The organism is Herbiconiux sp. A18JL235, from assembly GCF_040939305.1.
Classification (GTDB): Bacteria; Actinomycetota; Actinomycetes; order Actinomycetales; family Microbacteriaceae; genus Herbiconiux.
Genome location: NZ_CP162511.1, coordinates 4,038,719 through 4,056,128 on the forward strand (window position 1 = coordinate 4,038,719; position 17,410 = coordinate 4,056,128).

Annotated in this window: 15 protein-coding genes; 11 read left to right on the forward strand and 4 right to left on the reverse strand. The window is 71.3% G+C overall.

Annotated features, from left to right (window positions below; all coding sequences use genetic code 11):
• The first annotated feature begins 59 nt into the window (after positions 1 to 59).
• Genes ABFY20_RS19000 through ABFY20_RS19015 form a run of 4 tightly spaced genes read left to right on the forward strand, consistent with a single transcriptional unit; the run spans position 60 to position 6,571 of the window.
• Entirely contained in the window at positions 60 to 2,183 is a 2,124-nt protein-coding gene (locus tag ABFY20_RS19000; protein WP_368497770.1) for a hydantoinase/oxoprolinase family protein, read from the forward strand.
• Entirely contained in the window at positions 2,180 to 4,000 is a 1,821-nt protein-coding gene (locus tag ABFY20_RS19005; protein WP_368497771.1) for a hydantoinase B/oxoprolinase family protein, read from the forward strand. The genes ABFY20_RS19000 and ABFY20_RS19005 overlap by 4 nt, the downstream gene beginning before the upstream one ends.
• 52 nt (positions 4,001 to 4,052) lie before the next feature.
• The gene (locus ABFY20_RS19010) at positions 4,053 to 5,936 is read left to right on the forward strand and encodes an ATP-binding protein (RefSeq protein WP_368497772.1); all 1,884 of its coding nucleotides are present in this window, start codon (positions 4,053 to 4,055) and stop codon (positions 5,934 to 5,936) included.
• The gene (locus ABFY20_RS19015; RefSeq protein ID WP_368497773.1) at positions 5,933 to 6,571 is read left to right on the forward strand and encodes a response regulator; all 639 of its coding nucleotides are present in this window, start codon (positions 5,933 to 5,935) and stop codon (positions 6,569 to 6,571) included. The genes ABFY20_RS19010 and ABFY20_RS19015 overlap by 4 nt, the downstream gene beginning before the upstream one ends.
• Positions 6,572 to 6,676: 105 nt before the next feature.
• Here the strand turns inward: ABFY20_RS19015 and ABFY20_RS19020 are convergent, their stop codons facing one another.
• The 3 genes from ABFY20_RS19020 to ABFY20_RS19030 all read right to left on the reverse strand — a co-directional run bounded on the left by ABFY20_RS19020 (position 6,677) and on the right by ABFY20_RS19030 (position 9,150).
• Positions 6,677 to 6,850, reverse strand: a complete 174-nt coding sequence (locus tag ABFY20_RS19020) for a CsbD family protein (RefSeq protein WP_368497774.1) — start codon at positions 6,848 to 6,850, stop codon at positions 6,677 to 6,679.
• Positions 6,851 to 7,006: 156 nt separating this feature from the next.
• Complete coding sequence (locus ABFY20_RS19025) at positions 7,007 to 7,858, reverse strand: amidohydrolase (protein WP_368497775.1); 852 nt, start codon at positions 7,856 to 7,858, stop codon at positions 7,007 to 7,009.
• Between the two features lie 2 nt (positions 7,859 to 7,860).
• The gene (locus ABFY20_RS19030) at positions 7,861 to 9,150 is read right to left on the reverse strand and encodes an enolase C-terminal domain-like protein (protein WP_368497776.1); all 1,290 of its coding nucleotides are present in this window, start codon (positions 9,148 to 9,150) and stop codon (positions 7,861 to 7,863) included.
• Positions 9,151 to 9,301: 151 nt separating this feature from the next.
• Here ABFY20_RS19030 and ABFY20_RS19035 point away from each other — a divergent pair, with 151 nt between their 5' ends.
• From ABFY20_RS19035 to ABFY20_RS19060, 6 genes are all read left to right on the forward strand, one after another.
• A complete protein-coding gene (locus tag ABFY20_RS19035; protein ID WP_368497777.1) occupies positions 9,302 to 10,147 on the forward strand; it encodes a fumarylacetoacetate hydrolase family protein in 846 nt (281 codons plus the stop codon).
• 31 nt (positions 10,148 to 10,178) lie between these two features.
• Positions 10,179 to 10,934 (forward strand): SDR family NAD(P)-dependent oxidoreductase, encoded by a 756-nt coding sequence (locus ABFY20_RS19040; protein WP_368497778.1) that lies wholly within the window; start codon positions 10,179 to 10,181, stop codon positions 10,932 to 10,934.
• Between the two features lie 573 nt (positions 10,935 to 11,507).
• Positions 11,508 to 12,569 (forward strand): FecCD family ABC transporter permease, encoded by a 1,062-nt coding sequence (locus ABFY20_RS19045; protein WP_368497779.1) that lies wholly within the window; start codon positions 11,508 to 11,510, stop codon positions 12,567 to 12,569.
• Positions 12,566 to 13,597: a FecCD family ABC transporter permease gene (locus tag ABFY20_RS19050; protein ID WP_368497780.1), complete on the forward strand. Its 1,032-nt coding sequence runs from the start codon at positions 12,566 to 12,568 to the stop codon at positions 13,595 to 13,597. Before ABFY20_RS19045 ends, ABFY20_RS19050 begins: the two co-directional genes overlap by 4 nt.
• Positions 13,594 to 14,505, forward strand: coding sequence for an ABC transporter ATP-binding protein (locus ABFY20_RS19055; RefSeq protein WP_368497781.1), 912 nt, complete (start codon positions 13,594 to 13,596; stop codon positions 14,503 to 14,505). Before ABFY20_RS19050 ends, ABFY20_RS19055 begins: the two co-directional genes overlap by 4 nt.
• 25 nt (positions 14,506 to 14,530) lie before the next feature.
• Entirely contained in the window at positions 14,531 to 15,541 is a 1,011-nt protein-coding gene (locus ABFY20_RS19060; protein ID WP_368497782.1) for an ABC transporter substrate-binding protein, read from the forward strand.
• Between the two features lie 127 nt (positions 15,542 to 15,668).
• Here the strand turns inward: ABFY20_RS19060 and ABFY20_RS19065 are convergent, their stop codons facing one another.
• On the reverse strand, positions 15,669 to 16,571 hold the full coding sequence (locus tag ABFY20_RS19065) for an amidase domain-containing protein (protein ID WP_368497783.1): 903 nt from the start codon (positions 16,569 to 16,571) through the stop codon (positions 15,669 to 15,671).
• Between the two features lie 145 nt (positions 16,572 to 16,716).
• Between ABFY20_RS19065 and ABFY20_RS19070 the strand changes: the two genes are divergently transcribed.
• Positions 16,717 to 17,334 carry a hypothetical protein gene (locus tag ABFY20_RS19070; protein ID WP_368497784.1) on the forward strand — a complete coding sequence of 206 codons (618 nt, stop codon included), beginning with the start codon at positions 16,717 to 16,719 and terminating at the stop codon, positions 17,332 to 17,334.
• Positions 17,335 to 17,410: the final 76 nt, after the last annotated feature.

Consider the following 17,410-nt stretch of genomic DNA (forward strand, 5'->3'; position numbering starts at 1 on the left):
CCCGGGCACCCCGGTTTCGCACACTGGTGCTTCGCCCTTCAGCACGAATCGGAGAACAGATGGCTTTCAGGATCTCGGTCGACACCGGTGGCACCTTCACCGACGTCGTCATCACCGATGCCGACGGCGGCATCCACATCGGGAAGGCGCTCACCACCTACCAGCGCGCCTTCGACGGAGTCTCGACCGCGGTGGAGCAGGTGGCCGGGCGCCTCGGCCTCAGTGTGCGCGAGCTGCTCGCCGACACCTCGCACTTCGCCTACGGGACCACGCGTTCCACCAACGCGATCGTCGAGAAGAAGACGGCGGTCACGGCGCTGTTCACGACCGCGGGTTTCCCCGACACCCTGCTGCTGCGCGAGGGCGGACGACTGGGCGGCGCCTTCTCGCCCCGCGAGTTCGAACCGCCCTACGTGCCGCGCTACCTCACCTTCGAGATCGCCGAGCGCATCGACAGCGACGGCGAGGTGCACCTCGAGCTCGACGAGGAGACGGTGATCGAAGCCATCCGCCAGTGCCGTGAGCACGGCGTGGAGGCGATCGGCGTGAGCCTGCTCTGGTCGACCGTCAACCCGGCCCACGAGCTCGCCGTCGACCGGCTGCTCGCCGAGCACCTCCCCGAGGTGCCGCGCACCCTGAGCCACCGTCTGAACCCCGTGCTGCGCGAGTACCGCCGAACCTCGTCGACCGTCATCGACGCCTCCCTGAAGCCGCTCATGCAGAGCTTCCTCGCCCAGCTCTCCGACGACCTCGTCGAGGCCGGGTTCACCGGCAGGCTCCTCATCTCCACGAGCTACGGCGGTTCGTGGCCGGTGTCGCGGATGGCCGACCGCCCGATCTACAGCGTCGGTTCCGGCCCGTCGATGGCGCCGATCGCCGCGCTGCACGCCGGCCGCACGACTCTCGGCGAGGAGCGCCCGAACGTGCTGGTCTGCGACACCGGAGGAACCACCTTCGACGTGGGGCTCATCAGCGACGGCACCATCCACTTCTCGGCCGACACCTGGCTCGGCCAGAAGTGGACCGGGCACATCACCGGCACGAAGTCGGTCGACGTGCGCTCCATCGGGGCGGGCGGCGGCTCGATCATCAGCGTCGACTCCTCCGGCCTCGTGCGGGTGGGCCCCGAGAGCGCCGGAGCCGACCCCGGCCCCGCCTGCTACGGCCGCGGCGGAACCCGCCCCACGGTCACCGACGCCGCACTCGTGCTGGGCTACTTCGACCCGATCGGCTTCATCGGCGGCACGCTCAGCCTCGACGTCGAGGCCGCCCGAGACGCCCTGCGGCCGGTGGCCGAGCGCTTGGGCACGAGCATCGAGCAGGCCGCTCGTGGTGCACTCGTCATCGCGAGCCAGAACATCGTCTCCGCGGTGCGGGAGATGACGATCTCGCAGGGCATCGACCCGCGAGACCTCTCGATCATCGCGGGCGGCGGCGCCTCGGGCGTCAACATCGTGCAGATCGCGCGCGAGCTCGGTGTCGCGACCGTGGTGCTGCCCAAGACGGCGGGCGCTCTCTCGGCAGCAGGGGCGCTCAATGCCGACCTCATCTCCGACTTCACGGCGAGCGCCTTCACCACCACGCGGTCGTTCGACGTCGAGGCGGCGGCGGGGGCCCTCGCCGCCCTCGAGGCCCAGGCGCAGGAGTTCATCGACGAGACCGCCTCGCTGAACCCGGTCGCCGTGCGCACGCAGCTCTCGGTCGACGCCCGCTACCCCGGTCAGGTGTGGGAGCTCGAGACGCCCGTCGAGGTGACTGACGACGGCTCGATCGACCTGGAAGCCCTCGAGGCGGCGTTCCACGCGCAGCACCTCCGGGTGTTTCAGGTGAACGACCCGAGCCAGCACGTGGAGTGCCTGATCTGGAAGCTGCGCGTCACGGCCGAACTCGACAAGCCCGCTCCGCGCCAGGCACCGGCAGCGGCCGGCGACCCTGAGCCGGTGCGGGTGCGCCCGGTGCTCTTCGCCTTCGCGGATGCGCCCGACACGCCGGTCTACGACGGTGCCCGGCTCGGGTCGGGAAGCACTGTGCACGGCCCCGCCATCATCCTCGAGGCCACCACCACCCTGGTGGTCGACCCCGGCGCCACCGTCGTCGTGGCACCCACCTCCGACTACATCATCAGCACGGGATCGAACGACACCCTCGGTTCGTTCGCCGCCCGGGAAGGAGCCCTGGCATGACCGCCACCGACACCGACACCGACACCGCGCCGGCCTCCTCGGCCGCGCCGACGAAGACCGACCCCATCCTCCTCGCCGTCATCTCCAACCGGCTCGACTCGATCGTGCGGGAGATGGAGAACACCCTGCTGCGCACGGGGCGGAGCGGCGTTCTCAACATGGCGCGCGACTTCTCCTGCGCCATCACCACGGGCGAGAACGAGCTGCTCTCCTCGGCCGAGGGCCTCCCCTGCCACATCTTCGGCGCGCACCTCATGACAGAGGCCATGACCGAGCTCCAGCCCGACCTCGCCGAAGGCGACGCCTTCCTGCACAACGACCCGTACCGGGGCAATTCGCACGCCGCCGACCACACCATCCTCATCCCGGTGTTCTTCGAGGGCGAGCACATGTTCACCACGCTGGCGAAGGCTCACCAGGCCGACATCGGCAACTCCGAGCCCTCCACCTACATGCCGTTCGCGAAAGACGTCTACCAGGAGGGCGCGCTCATCTTCCCGTGCGTGCGCATCCAGCAGGACTACCGCGACGTCGACGACATCATCCGCATGTGCCGTGCCCGCATCCGTGTACCCGAGCAGTGGTACGGCGACTACCTCGCCATGGTGGGAGCGGCGCGCGTCGCCGAGGCGAGGCTGAAGGAGCTGTGCGAGCGCTACGGCCGCGACACGCTCAAGGCGTTCATCCGCGACTGGATGGACTACTCCGAAGACCGGATGGCGCAGGCCATCGAGAAGCTGCCGGGTGGCCGCACCGTGGGCACCGGGCGGCACGACCCCATTCCCGGCGTGCTCCCCGACGGCATCGAGATCACGGTGAAGCTCGACGTCGACACCGCGGAACGGCGCATCACTGTCGATCTGCGCGACAACATCGACTGCATCCCCGCCGGTGTCAACGAGTCGGAGGCATGCACCGTCAGCAACGTGATGGCGGGCATCTTCAACTCGCTCGAGACGGGCATCCCGGCCAACTCGGGATCGTTCCGCCGCATCGAGCTGCTGCTGCGCGAGAACTGCATCGTCGGCAAGCCCCGGTTTCCGCACTCCACCTCGGTCGCCACCACCAACGTCGGCGATCGCCTCACCGTCACCACGCAGAAGGCCGTCGCCGACGCGTGGGCCGGTTTCGGCGCCGCGGAGGGCGCGACCGGGCTCGGCCCCGGCTTCTCCGTGGTCTCGGGCACCGACCGCCGCACCGGGGGCGAGCCCTACGTGAACCAGGTCTTCCTCGGTTCGCAGGGCGGGCCGGCGCACCCAGAGATCGACGGCTGGGTCACCTACGGGCTCGCCGTCGCGGCCGGGCTGATGTTCCGCGACAGCATCGAGCTCTCGGAGCTCAAGTATCCGTTCCGCGTGGAGGAGCTGCGCATCCGCACCGACTCGGAGGGCGCGGGCCGCCGACGCGGGGCACCGGGAGCCACCGTCGCCTTCGGGCCGAAGTGGGACCCGATGGAGGCCGCCTACGTGACCGACTGCGTCTCCTTCCCGCCGCGGGGCACCCAGGGCGGCCTCCCCGCCGCCCGCAACGTCGCCTTCGCCAGGGACGCCGGGGGTGCTGAGCGCGAGATCGACTCGCTGGGCGCCATCACCCTCCAGGCCGGAGAACGGATCGGCCAGCACTCCACCGGGGGTGGCGGCTACGGCCACCCCTTCGAGCGCGAACCGGAACGGGTGCTCGACGACGTGCGGATGGGGTTCGTGTCGATCGACCGCGCCCGCGAGGTCTACGGAGTCGCGCTCACGGGCGACCGCCCGTCGGCGTCACTGTCGATCGACGACGCCGGCACCGCTCTGCTGCGCGCCGGCGAGAGGTGACCCCGCGGTGATCGCCGGCCGGGTGCGCGCAGAGGCGTGGAAGGATGTGACGATGGCGGAGGGACAGGAATCACGCGTCCCCGATCTCTCCGTGTTCGAGTCGCTTCCCGCCGCCTGCGCGCTCCTCGGCCGCGATCGCGACGGCGCGCTCGTGCTGCTGGCCACGAACGCGGCGTTCGAGCAGCACGTCGACGTCGATCTCGCCTTCGTCATCGACGACGGCGAGCTGTCGGCCCGTCTGGACGGTGTGCTCGGCCTCGCGCTGGCCGAGTCGCAGTGGCGCAACATCGCGCTCCCGGGGTACAGCGGGCGACTCCGTGCCAGCCGGATGGCCGAGCCGGCGGGAACCGTCGTGGTGGAGTTCGCCGAGCGCCAGCTCTTCGACGAGCTCGCCCTGCGCTCGCGCGTCGACCAGCTGCAAGACCTCGTCGACAACTCCACAGCGCTCATGTACGTCAAAGACCTCGACGGGCGCTACCTGATCGTCAACGACTACTTCGCCCGGCGTTTCGGGGTGCAGCCCTCCGAGATCGTGGGCAAGAGCGACCACGACCTGTTCCCCTTCTCCAGCGCCGACGTCTACAGCGAGCACGATCGCGACGTGGTGGAGTCGGGCATCTCGGTCGAGGTCGAGGAGCCGTTCGCCCCGATCGGAGGAGAGACCGACGGCGACGACGACCGCCGATGGCTCTCGATCAAGTTCCCACTGCTCGACGCCTCCGGCCGCCCGTATGCCCTCGGCGCCATCTCCACCGACATCACCGACCGCAAACGCGCCGAATCGGCTGCCCGCATCGCGATGCACGAGGCCGAGCGCGCCAACCAGTCCAAGAGCGAGTTCCTCTCCCGCATCAGTCACGAGCTCCGCACCCCGCTGAACGCCATCCTCGGCTTCGCCCAGCTCCTGCACGACGGCTCGGTCACGCCCTCGCAGCTCGAGGGGTCGCAGCACATCCTCGACGCCGGCAGGCACCTCCTCTCCCTCGTCAACGACGTTCTCGACATCACCTGGATCGATGCGGGGGCCCCGGGCCTCGTGCTCTCCACCGTCCCCGCGGTGGAACCCCTGCACGAGGCACTCCAGCTCATCCGTCCCATCGCCCGCCGCGACGACATCGAGATCGCGAGCGACCTGCACCACGCACTGTTCCGGTCGGTCGTCGGTGACGCGCAGCGCCTTCGCCAGGTCTTCCTCAACCTGCTGAGCAACGCCGTGAAGTTCAACAGCAGGCACGGTGCCATCAAGGTCAGCTGCGCCGTGCACGGCGACCGGCTGCGCTTCCTGGTCACCGACACGGGCCGCGGCATCCGCGACGACGAGCGCGAGCTGCTGTTCACCGCCTTCGGCCGGCTGCCTTCGTCGGCCGACATCGAGGGGACCGGTCTCGGGCTCGCACTCTCCCGCCGGCTGGTGGAGGAGATGGGCGGAGAACTCGGCATCGAACACAGCGCGGTGGGTGAGGGCACGACCTTCTACGTCGAGCTGGTGCTGGCGGAAGCAGACGCGGTCACCGCCGCACCCGAGCCCGCCCAACCCCACGACGACGGCGAGGAGATCACCGCCACGGTGCTCCACATCGAGGACACCCATGCCAACCTGAGACTCGTCGAGCACATCCTCGGCCGCTATGAGAAGCTGGAGCTCGTTCCGGCGACGAGCGGCGCGACCGGCATCGACATCGCCCGGCGCCTGGGGCGGGAGCTCGACCTCGTCCTGCTCGACCTCAACCTGTCCGACATGACGGGCGCCGATGTCATCGCCGCCTTCCATGCCGATCCCGTTCTGAAAGACACGCCCGTGATCGTCCTCTCCGCCGACGCGACCCCCACCCGGATCGCCCATCTGCGCTCGATGGGAATCGCCGACTACCTCACCAAGCCGCTCGACATCCGCCTGTTCGTCGACGCCGTGCGGCGGGTGCTCGACCGGCGATGAGATCCGTCCGCGTCGTGATCGCCGACGACCACCCCGTCTACCGGGAGGGTCTCGCCCGCAACTGGGAGGGCGACCCGCGCATCACCGTGAGCGGCGTCGCCGCCGACGGGGTCGCCGCGCTCACCGTCATCCGCGAGGAACGGCCCGAGGTGGCGATCGTCGACCTGCGCCTGCCCGAGATCGACGGCATGCAGGTGCTCGAGGTGCTCACGGCAGAGAAGGCGCCGACGGGCATCCTCGTCCTCACCGCCTTCATGGATTCGGCAACGGTCTACCGCGCCTTCGCGAAGGGAGCGAAGGGCTTCCTCGAGAAGTCGGCGTCGTTCGCCGAGATCACCTCGGCGGTGCTCGCGATCGGCGCGGGAGGCACCGTCATCTCGCCCTATGCGCAGGAGGTGCTCGCCGACGAGATCAGGGTGCGCCAGCTGAACGAGGAGCGCCCGTCGCTCACCGCCCGGGAGCTGGAAATCCTCCGGCTCGCCTCCGACGGGTACTCGGCGCAGCGCATCGCCGACGAGCTGCACGTCTCGCTGGCGACGGTGAAGACGCACCTCCAGCACGTCTACGAGAAGCTCGGGGTGTCCGACCGCGCGTCGGCTGTGGCGCAGGGCATCCGCCGGGGGCTGCTGAGCTGAGGCGCGAGCCGGCTCGCCCCTCAACTACGACCGGGCACGCCCCCGCTCGGCGGAGGGTGCCCGGTCGTAGAGGTGTCGGCCCGACTGGCTGCGGGCCGGTCGCCGTCAGTGCTTGAACGCGTCTTTGACGTTCTCGCCGGCCTGCTTGACGTCGGCGGCGGCCTGGTCCTTCTTGCCTTCGGCGACCTTGGAGTCGTCGTTCGTCGCCTTGCCGAAGGCCTCCTTGGCCTTGCCACCGAGGTCCTGGGCGGCGTTCTCGATCTTGTCTCCTGCGCTCATTGCTGCATTCCCATCGTGTCGTCGGCGTGACAGGTGATCCCGTCGCGGTCACCTCCATCCCACTCCTGGTCGCGGATTCGGCAACACCGCAGGCGGCATCGGCCAGGAAGTTCGAAGGAACGGGGCGCTGCTCCAGAGCGCCCCGCGCGTGACGGCTCAGCGACGGCCGAGTCGGTAGACCCGCGTCGCGGTGCCGCCGCGCACCGCGGTGCGCTCGTCGGCGCTCAGCTCGTCGACGAGCGACATGAGGGTGCCGAAGGTCTCGGCGTAGCCGCCCGAGATGGTGGTGACGGGCCAGTCGCTGCCCCACAGCATCCGTGCCGGGCCGAAGGCCTCGAGTGCGATCGACCACACCTCGCGCAGCTCGTCGGCGGTGCTGCCCTGGCCCGGCGCGTCGAGGCCCGACACCTTCGCCACCGTGTTCGGCAGGCGCGACGCGGCCTCGAACGACGCCCGCCAGGCCGCGAAGTCATCGCGCCCGCGCGGGGGCTTGCCGAGGTGGTCGATCACCACCGTCAGCTCGGGCAGGGCGGCGGCGAGCTGCGCGGTCGCATCGAGGTGGCGCGGCCAGGCGTTCGGCACGTCGAACGCGAGCCCCCGTCGGGCCAGCGCGGCCAGCGAGCGGCGCACGCCGTCGAGCTCGAGGAACCCGTCGCGCGGATCCTCGTGCACGAGATGCCGCACCCCGCAGAACACCGGATGCTCGGCGAGCTCCTCGAGACGCGCCTCCGCCACGGCGGGGTGCTCGAGCGGCACCCATCCCACCATTCCGCTCACCCAGGCGTGCCCGGCGGCGACCCGCAGCATCGAGTCGGTGTCGGCATCCGTGTCGTCGGCCTGCACCAGCACCGCGCCCGTCACCCCCGATGCTGCGAGCTCGGCCTGCGCCTCGTCGGCGGTGAAGGTGTCGTAGAGCGCGCCGGCCGCGGGGGTGAGCCACGCGTAGCCGCCCGAGGTGATGTCCCAGAGGTGCAGGTGGGAGTCGATGAGGGGGGCGCCGTCGGTCATCGCTAGACGTCCGTTCCCCGATACCGGTACTCGGAGCGGCTCGTCTCCCGCATCTCCGCCCCTGAGCCCGGCGACGAGGGCGCCCGGTAGCGGCCGTCGGTCACCTCGACCGGCGTCACGAAGTGCTCGTGCAGGTGGTCGACGAACTCGATCATCCGGCCGTCGATCTCTCCGCTCACCGCGATGTAGTCGAGGTAGGAGAGGTGCTGCACGCGCTCGCACAGGCCCACCCCGCCGGCGTGCGGGCACACGGGCACGCCGTGCTTCGCGGCGAGCAGCAGCATCGCGAGGTTCTCGTTGACGCCGGCCACCCGGGTGGCGTCGATCTGCAGCACGCCGAGCGCGTCGGCCTGCAGGAACTGCTTCGCCATCACCCGCCCGCCCATGTGCTCGCCGGTGGCCACCGGCACCGGCGCGATCGCGCGGGCGATGGCGGCGTGGGCGAGCACGTCGTCGGGGCTCGTGGGCTCCTCCACCCAGGCCAGGCCGAAGGGGGCGAGTCGCTCGATCCAGGCGATGGCGTCGTCGCGATCCCAGCGCTGGTTCGCGTCGACGGCGATGCGGATGCCGGGGCCCACCGCCTCGCGCGCGATGCCCAGCCGGCGCACGTCGTCGTCGAGGTCGGCGCCCACCTTCAGCTTGATCTGCCCGAAGCCCTCGGTGACCGCCTCGCGACTCAGCCGGGCGAGCTTGGCGTCGTCGTAGCCGAGCCAGCCGGGGGTCGTGGTGTAGGCGGGGTACCCCTCGGCGAGCAGCCTCTCGGTGCGCTCGCGACGGCCGGGCTCGGCGCGGCGGAGGATGCGGAGCGCATCCGCTTCGGTGAGATCGTCGGTGAGGTACCTGAAGTCGACGAGCTCGACGAGCTGCTCGGGGCTCATCTCGGCGAGCAACCGCCAGAGCGGGAGGCCGGCGCGTTTGGCCTTGAGGTCCCACAGGGCGTCGACGACGGCGCCGATGGCCATGTGCATCACGCCCTTCTCGGGGCCGAGCCAGCGCAGCTGGGAGTCGTGCACGAGCTCGCGCCAGGTGCGGCCCATCGCACCGAGCAGCTCGTCGACGTCGCGGCCGACGACGTGATCGGCGAGCGCGTCGATCGCCGCCACCTGCACGTCGTTGCCGCGGCCGATGGTGAAGACGAAGCCGTGGCCCTCGAGGCCGTCGGATGCGTCGGTGACCAGGCGCACGTACGCGGCCGAGTAGTCGGGGTCGGGGTTCATCGCGTCGGAGCCGTCGAGCAGAAGCGATGTCGGGAAGCGGATGTCGCTGGTCTCGAGCGCGGTGATCAGGCTCATCGTCGGGCCTCCTGGGCTTGGACCGCCGGGGATCGCGGCTTCTCCACAGTCTAGACATCCGATGTTTCTCTCCACAATGGTGCCCGCTGGGTGTTCCGATGGCTCATACTGGGGTGATACTTCTGATCAAAGGCGAAGGGATGGTGGCCAGGTGCGCGTCGCACGACTGGGTGAAGTGGGTGCCGAGCATCCGGTGCTGGTGACCGACGAGGGCTACCTCGACCTGGCGGGCATCACGCCCGACATCACGGGCGAGTTCCTCGAAGGCGGCGGGCTCTCGCGTGTGCGCGAGGCCCTCGAGGCGGGCGAGCTGCCTGCGTTCGACGGCGAGGGCCTGCGCGTCGGAGCCCCCATCGCCCGGCCGAGCGCCGTGCTGTGCATCGGCATGAACTACGCCGCGCACGCCGCCGAGTCGGGGTCGGCGCCGCCCGAGGTGCCCATCCTGTTCTTCAAGACGCCGAACACCGTGGTGGGGCCGAACGACGTCGCCCGCATCCCGCGCGGGAGCACCAAGACCGACTGGGAGGTGGAGCTGGCGGTCGTCATCGGGCGCCGGGCCTCCTACCTCTCCTCCCCCGACGAGAGCCTCGCGCACATCGCCGGGTTCGCCGTCGCGAACGACCTCTCCGAGCGGGAGTGGCAGCTCGAGATCTCGGGCGGGCAGTGGGGCAAGGGCAAGAGCGCGCCGGGCTTCACGCCGTTCGGGCCGTGGCTGGTCACGCCCGACGAGGTCGACCACCGCGACCTGCGGCTCACCAGCACCGTCAACGGCGAGCCTCGGCAAGACTCGCGCACCTCCGACCTCATCTTCGGGGTGGAGTTCATCGTGTGGCAGCTCAGCCAGTACCTCACGCTCGAGCCCGGCGACGTCATCCTCACCGGCACGCCGGAGGGCGTGGCGCTGTCGGGGCGCTTCCCCTACCTCGCGGCCGGCGACGTGGTCGAGCTCTCCATCGAGGGTCTCGGCACGCAGCGGCAGGAGTTCGTCGACGCCTGAGGCGTGGCGGGCAGGGAAGAGGGGTAGCGGCATGCAGGAGTTCGAGGGGCTGGTCGCCATCGTCACCGGCGGGGCGTCGGGAATCGGCGCGGCGATCGCCGACCGCCTGGCCGAGGGGGGCGCATCCGTCGCCGTGCTCGACCGCGACATCAGTGCTGCGTCGCCCGAGCACTTCGGCGTGGCCGCCGACGTGTCCGACGACGCCTCGGTGCGGCGGGCCGTCGAGGCGGTGGCCGAGCGGTTCGGCAGGCTCGACATCCTGGTGAACAACGCGGGCATCGGGGCCTCAGGGTCGGTCGAGGACAACCCCGACGACGAGTGGCACCGCGTGTTCGACGTGAACGTGGTGGGCCTCGCGCGGGTGAGCCGCGCGGCGTTGCCGCTCTTGCGCGAGTCGCCCTCGGCGGCCATCGTGAACACCTGCTCGATCGCGGCGACGGCCGGGCTGCCGCAACGCGCGCTGTACTCGGCGTCGAAGGGCGCCGTGCTCTCGCTCACCCGGGCGATGGCCGCCGACCACCTGCGCGAGGGCGTGCGCGTGAACTGCGTCAACCCGGGCACCGCCGACACCCCGTGGGTGGCCCGCCTGCTCGACGCCTCCGACGACCCCGCCGCCGAGCGGGCCGCCCTCGACGCCCGTCAACCCCACGGGCGCCTCGTGAGCGCGGCCGAGGTCGCCGACGCCGTCGCCTACCTGGCGAGTCCGCGCTCGGGCTCCACCACGGGCACCTCCCTCGCCGTCGACGGCGGCATGCAGAACCTCAGGCTCCGCCCCGCCGGCACCTGACCCCCCTCTGCGCGCCCCGCCCGCGCCAGCCTCGCGCACCCGCACGCCTGGGCCTGCGTCCGCGCGCCTGGCTCCGCGCCGGCGCACCCGCGCTCACGCGCCCACACCTCGCGAGCCCGCCTCCCGCGGACGCCCCCGCCCCACGCCCGAACGCGCCCACGCCCGCCTGGCTCCGCGCACGATGCGCGTGGGCGCTGGCCCGACCACTTCACGCCACCACTTGTGCCCTCTTGGTCGCATAAAGTGCTGTCATCCGCGCGCGGGAGGGCACTTCGCGCGACCAGGATGCGCGCACCGGGTGCGCACGCGCCTTCACCCTCGATGTTGGTCGCAGAAGGTGCTCCCCTGTGCGCGGGAGGCAGCGCGTCGTGCGACCAGGATGCGCGCGCGTGGTGGCGCAGGTGGCTGCACTTAGGTGTTGGTCACAAAGGGTGCTCTCGTGCGAGCGAGAAGCAGCAGTTCGTGCGACCACCCGACGCGCGAGGCGGGCGCGCGGGCGCCTCGTGGGCGCCGCGCGGGGTCCGCTCGGGCGGCGGCGGGGGTGAGAAGTCGCTTAGGTGAGGCTACGCTTACATGGTGCGCCACGACACGCTCCCCCGAACCGCGACAGCGACCCCAGCCGCGGGCCGCCCTGGCCAGCGGGCCGGCGCGTCGCGACCCGTGGTGCTCGTCGCACTCGCGCTCGGGGTCGTCGTGGCCATCGCCCTCAGCCTCCTGCTCGGCAGCAACCTCATCGATGCCGGCGCCGTGGTGCGGGCACTCCTCGACCCCGCCGACGACCCCGGCGCCGTGGTCTGGGGCTCGCGCGTGCCGCGCACCGTCCTCGGCCTCATGGTGGGCGCGTGCCTCGGCGTCGCCGGCGCCGTGATGCAGGGCCAGACCCGCAACCCGCTCGCCGACCCGGGCATCTTCGGCGTCTCGGCGGGGGCGAGCCTCGCGGTGGTGATCGGCGTCTACGTCTTCGGCACCGCATCCGTCTTCGTCACCCTCTGGCTCGCCCTGGCGGGAGCCCTCGTGGCGAGCGTCGTCGTGTTCGGGGTGGCGGCCCTCGGCCGCGGGCTCGCGAGCCCCGTGCCGCTCGCCATCGCGGGCACCGCCGTGTCGGCGCTGCTCGTCGCTCTGACGTCGTACCTCGTGCTCTCCGACGAGACCACCCTCGCCGCCTACCGCATCTGGGTGGTCGGATCGCTCTCGGGCCGCACCCTCGACGGCGCGGGCATCGCCGCGCTCTTCGCCCTGGTGGGCGTCGTCTTCGCCGTCGCCAACGTGCGCTCGCTCAACAGCCTCGCGCTCGGCACCGAGCTCGCGCACGGGCTGGGCGAGAACCTCCTCCGCGCCCGGCTCGTGGGGCTCGCCGCGATCACGCTGCTCACCGCGAGCGCCGTGGCGGTCACCGGCCCCATCGGCTTCATCGGCCTCACCGCCCCGCACATCGCCCGCCGTCTGGTGGGCAGCGATCACCACTGGCTGCTGCCCGCATCCGCTCTCATCGGCGCCATCGTGCTGCTCGTCTGCGACGTCGTCGGGCGACTCATCGGCGGGCTCTCCGAGGTTCCCGTCGGTGTCGTGCTCGCCGTGGTGGGCGGCATCGTGTTCATCGCCATCGTGCGTCGCGGAAGGATCGCCGCGCTGTGATCGACCGCAGACTCTGGAGCGGGCGGGTCGTCGTCGTCACCCTCGCGTGCCTCGCCGCCGCGATCGCGGCGGGCCTCATCGGCATCGTCGTCGGCTCCTCCTCCCTCACCGTCGGCGACGTCGTCGTCACCCTGTTCGGCGGGGGCTCGAGCGGGCAGCAGCTCGTGGTGTTCGACCTCAGGATGCCGCGGGTGCTCGGCGGCCTCCTGGTCGGCGCGGCGCTCGGTCTCGCAGGGGCCCTCACTCAGACCTTCGCGCGCAACCCGCTCGCCACCCCCGACATCCTCGGGGTCACCTCGGGTGCGGCGCTCGGCGCGGTGGCGGCGATCGTGCTGGGCGGCGGCAGCTACGCGGTGGGCGCGAGCCTCCTGAGCCTCGGCCTCCCAGTCGTGGCCGCGCTCGGCGCGATCGGCGCCGCCGCCATCGTCTACGGCCTGGCCTGGCGCGGCGGGGTCGACAGCTACCGCCTCGTGCTCATCGGCATCGGCGCGACCGCCGCGCTCATGGGCGTCACCAACTACCTCATCTCGCGCGCCCGCATCACCGACGCCCAGGCCGCCTCGCAGTGGCTGGTGGGTTCGCTCTCGGGAATCTCGTGGGCGAGCGTCTGGCCGGTGCTGGTGACGCTCGTCGTGACCGTGCCGATCGCACTGCTGCAGTCGTCGAAGCTCGACGTCGGCCAGCTCGGCGAGGAGATGGCGGTGGGCCTCGGCGTCGCCATCCAACGGCACCGGATGCTCGTCATCGCCTGCGCGGTTCTGCTCACGGCCGCGGCGGTGTCGGCGGCCGGGCCGGTCGGCTTCGTCGCCTTCGCCGCCCCGCAGATCGCGCTGCGACTGGCGGGGTCGAGCCGGCCGCCGCTCGTCGCGTCTGCCCTCATGGGCGCCGTCGTCGTCGCGGGCGGCGACGCGTTCGCACGCGGCGTGCTGCCCGGCGAGACCCCCGTCGGCATCGTCACAGCCGTCATCGGAGCGCCCTACCTCATCTGGCTCCTGACCCGACGCAAGAACCGGGAGAACCTGGCATGACCGAAGCGATCACCACCGCATCCGGAGCGACCACGACGCCCACCACGACCCGAGGCGCCACCGAGCCTCAAGGCGCCACCACGACCCGAGCCGCCACCCCGGCTCGAGCCGCCACCGCGCCGCCCGCCCTAGAGGCCCGCGGCATCACGCTCTCCTACGAGCGCGCGCCCATCTTCGAGGGACTCGACCTCAGCATCGCCCAGGGCGAGGTGACGACCCTCATCGGCGCCAACGGCAGCGGCAAGTCGACCCTGCTGAAGGCGTTCGGCCGCCTGCTCGCCCCCACCTCCGGGAGCGTGCACCTCGAAGGCGCCCCGATGCGCACGCGGTCGGCCCGCGATGTCGCCCGCCGCCTGGCGATCCTGCCGCAGAAGCCGCTCACCCCCTCGGCGACCTCCGTGCGCGACCTGGTGTCGCGCGGGCGCCACCCGCACCAGAGCCTCTTCCGGCCCTGGACCCCGGAGGACTCCCGCATCACCGATACCGCGCTCGCCGACACCGGACTCCTCGAGCTCGCCGACCGCGACGCCGCCTCGCTCTCGGGCGGGCAGCTGCAGCGCGCCTGGATCGCCCTCGTGCTCGCCCAGCAGGCCCCGATCATCCTGCTCGACGAGCCCACGACCTTCCTCGACCTCAGCCATCAGCTCGACGTGCTGCGGCTGGTGCGCACCGTCAACCGCGAGCGGGGCGCCACCGTCGTGATGGTGCTGCACGACCTGAGCCTCGCGGGGCGGTTCTCCGACCGGCTCGTCGTGGTGGGGCGCGGGCGGGTGATCGCCGACGGGTCGCCCTGGGAGGTGCTCACGCCCGAGGTGCTGAAGGCCGCGTTCGTCCTCGACGCGATGGTCGTCGAAGACCCCGCGTCGGGCACCCCCCTCATCGTCCCGGCGGTCGATACCGTTTCGTAACTTAGGATCGGCTAACCTAAGTCATGTGAAGACACCAACCGCACTCCGACGATCCGTTCTGCTCATCGCCCCCGCTGTGGTTCTCGCCACGCTGGCCGGATGCGCATCCGCCGCCTCCAGCGACAGCTCCGCCCCCGGCAAGGGCGAGTGGAGCTACACCGACGCCACGGGCACCACGGTCACCCTCGACCACACGCCCGAGCGCATCGCCAGCTGCACCGACTACGCGCTCGGCCTCCTGAGCTACGGCATCGACCCCGTCGCCCTGTTCGGCCGCTTCGACGTGGCCTCCGACACCCGCTTCGACGAGTACGACATCTCCGACGCCGCCATCGTGGGCAACAGCTATGGCGAGATCGACCTCGAGGCACTCGCCGAGGCCGCCCCCGACCTCATCGTCACGGGCATCTACCCCACCGACCGCGAGGGCACCCTCAACACCGACGGCCCGTACTACGCGTTCGCCGACGTCGAGCAGCAGGAGCAGCTGGAGAAGATCGCCCCCGTCGTGGCGATCGAGGTGGGCGGGAAGGGCCTCGACGTGATCGAGGAGCTCGTTGGCCTCGCCGAAGACCTCGGTGCAGACCCCGCCACGATCGCCGCCGCAAAGGAGGAGTTCGACGCCGCGTCGGCCGAGCTCACCGCAGCCGCGGCCGAGAGCGACGTCGAGGTGACCCAGATGTACGCCGACGCCGACGGCGTCTACGTCACCAAGCCGCAGGACGAGCCGGAGACCGAGCTCTACAGCGAGCTCGGCGTCACCTTCACGAACCTCAACCCCGAGGGGTACTACTACTGGGACATCTACAGCTGGGAGAACGCGGGCCAGATGATGACCGGCGACGTGCTCCTGGTGAACAACGAGGGTTTCCAGGAGGCCGAACTGCTGAAGCAGCCCACCTTCGCCTCCCACCCGGCCATCGCCGCAGGGCAGGTGCACGACGGCTGGGTCGGCGCGGCGCTCGACTACCACTCGCAGGCGCAGCACATGACCGAGCTGGCCGGCATCCTGCGCGAATCGAAGCCGCTCGGCTGAACTCGCTGAGCCCGGGCGGGGGCCCGGATGGGGGGCCCGGGCGGGGGCGGCGGGGGCCAGCCCTGTCGCGACGACGACGTGAGGCGCCCGACGGCGCCGCCCCGAGCATCCGTCGCGCCCTGTGCGGCTAGGCGATGCTCCAGAAGTGGGCGGTGCCGCCGGGCTTCTCCACGGTGACGGCGTGGTCGAGGTCACGGTAGGTGGCGTCGAGGGTGTGGCCCACCATGGCGATCGAGATGGTGCCGTCGGGGTTGTTCGTCACCTTCGAGATCATCATGGTGTGGTCGACACCGTTGTCGTTCTGGGGGTCCCAGTCGAACATGACGACGTCGCCAATCTTCAGCTGCGAGCGGTCGTCGAACTCGAAGCGCGTGGTGTCGGGACGGGAGGCGTAGTAGTCGTTCATCTGGTTGCCCCGGATCCAGCTGTAGCTGTAGTCACCCGTGGCCACGTAGTCGCTGTACCAGTCCTCGTTCTGCACCCAGCCGCGCTGCAGCATGGTCTGGTTCACGAAGTTGCCGCAGTCGTTGTCGGGGAACTCGCCCCACTCGGCGAGGTTGTAGTGCTGCCAATAGGTGAAGGCGTACTGCATCTGGGCGTCGACCGGGGTCTGCACCTCGTAGCTGTAGGCCGCATCCGCCACCACCTGCGACCCGTCGTCGAGCGTGACGGTGACGGGCACGGCGCCCACGGCGAAGTTGTAGGCGGCGGGCGTGACGAGCGTGATCGTCGTGTCGTCGACCACGGTGAACGCGGCCGCGGCCTCGGTGCCGAACTGAACGGACACGACGGCCGCGTCGCCCTGGAACCCCGCCCCGGAGACGGTCACCTCGGTCGACCCGGCGAGCGCGCCGACGGCCGGCGCGACCGACGCCAGCGACACCCGTTCGCCCGCGGCGGCAGCCTCGACCCCACCTCTGTCAGCGGGCGCCGACCCGGTTGCGGGGTCGTTCGCGCACCCCGCCAGCGCGAAGGCCGTCGCGGCGAGCGCGCCCGTGAACAAAGACCTTCGGGTGAGCTGTGCCGTCATCCCCCCATACGAACACATCAACATTTGTGTCCCCTATGAGGGGGACACGGGGCGCCCTACCTGGTTTGGGAACGCGTGTCCCACCCCTCACGGGGTAGCCTGCCCGCACCAGCGTCTTCGGGGGCGCGGAGGGGTGGCGGGAACCATGCGAAGAGCACACCGGATGAGCGTGGCGGCGTGCACGATCGTCCTCACCACCGTGGCCGTCGGACTGAGCGGATGCACGCCGCAGCCTTCCGACGCACCCCCGGCCGCGGCATCCACTCGGTCGACTGCGTCAGCGTCGCCTGCTCCCCCGGCCGACACCGGCACCGGCACCGGCACGCAGCCCGGGCCCAGCAGCGACACCGGTCCGGATGTCGGCCGCCCAGCCCTCGACGGCGTCGACGCGGCCACGCCCGACTGCCAGCCCGCCTCATCCGCCACCCTCGCCGCCGTGAACGCGACGATGACCCGCCCGAGCTACCACCCCGAGGGCGACCCTTTCACCATGTTCTCCCTCACCGCCGCCCCCGACCCCGAGCACGCCGTCTGGCTGCTCGTCGGCACCCTCCCGACCGGCACCTCCAGCGACCCTCGCCTGGTCGCCTGGGCCACCACCACCGACCCCACCCGAGACACCTTCGACGGCACCCTCCGCTCCCTCAGCGGCGCCACCACCCAGATCTCCTCAGCCCCCGCCCTCCACCTCCCCGACCTGCCGAACCCCGGCAGCCTCCCCGCCCCCGCCCTCGCCTGCGCTGCCGCCCCCACCCGGGGCTGACCCGCGTTCGCGCATCCTGGTCGCAGAAAGTGCTCCTTCGCGCGCACATGGGAGCGGTTTGCGCGACCAAGCGAGG

Bases quoted from the DNA above. Each gene is read 5' to 3' on its own strand.
- ABFY20_RS19000 (WP_368497770.1), top strand. From the start codon at position 60: ATGGCTTTCAGGATCTCGGTCGACACCGGTGGCACCTTCACCGACGTC.
- ABFY20_RS19005 (WP_368497771.1), top strand. From the start codon at position 2,180: ATGACCGCCACCGACACCGACACCGACACCGCGCCGGCCTCCTCGGCC.
- ABFY20_RS19010 (WP_368497772.1), top strand. From the start codon at position 4,053: ATGGCGGAGGGACAGGAATCACGCGTCCCCGATCTCTCCGTGTTCGAG.
- ABFY20_RS19015 (WP_368497773.1), top strand. From the start codon at position 5,933: ATGAGATCCGTCCGCGTCGTGATCGCCGACGACCACCCCGTCTACCGG.
- ABFY20_RS19020 (WP_368497774.1), bottom strand. From the start codon at position 6,850: ATGAGCGCAGGAGACAAGATCGAGAACGCCGCCCAGGACCTCGGTGGC.
- ABFY20_RS19025 (WP_368497775.1), bottom strand. From the start codon at position 7,858: ATGACCGACGGCGCCCCCCTCATCGACTCCCACCTGCACCTCTGGGAC.
- ABFY20_RS19030 (WP_368497776.1), bottom strand. From the start codon at position 9,150: ATGAGCCTGATCACCGCGCTCGAGACCAGCGACATCCGCTTCCCGACA.
- ABFY20_RS19040 (WP_368497778.1), top strand. From the start codon at position 10,179: ATGCAGGAGTTCGAGGGGCTGGTCGCCATCGTCACCGGCGGGGCGTCG.
- ABFY20_RS19045 (WP_368497779.1), top strand. From the start codon at position 11,508: ATGGTGCGCCACGACACGCTCCCCCGAACCGCGACAGCGACCCCAGCC.
- ABFY20_RS19055 (WP_368497781.1), top strand. From the start codon at position 13,594: ATGACCGAAGCGATCACCACCGCATCCGGAGCGACCACGACGCCCACC.
- ABFY20_RS19065 (WP_368497783.1), bottom strand. From the start codon at position 16,571: ATGACGGCACAGCTCACCCGAAGGTCTTTGTTCACGGGCGCGCTCGCC.
- ABFY20_RS19070 (WP_368497784.1), top strand. From the start codon at position 16,717: ATGCGAAGAGCACACCGGATGAGCGTGGCGGCGTGCACGATCGTCCTC.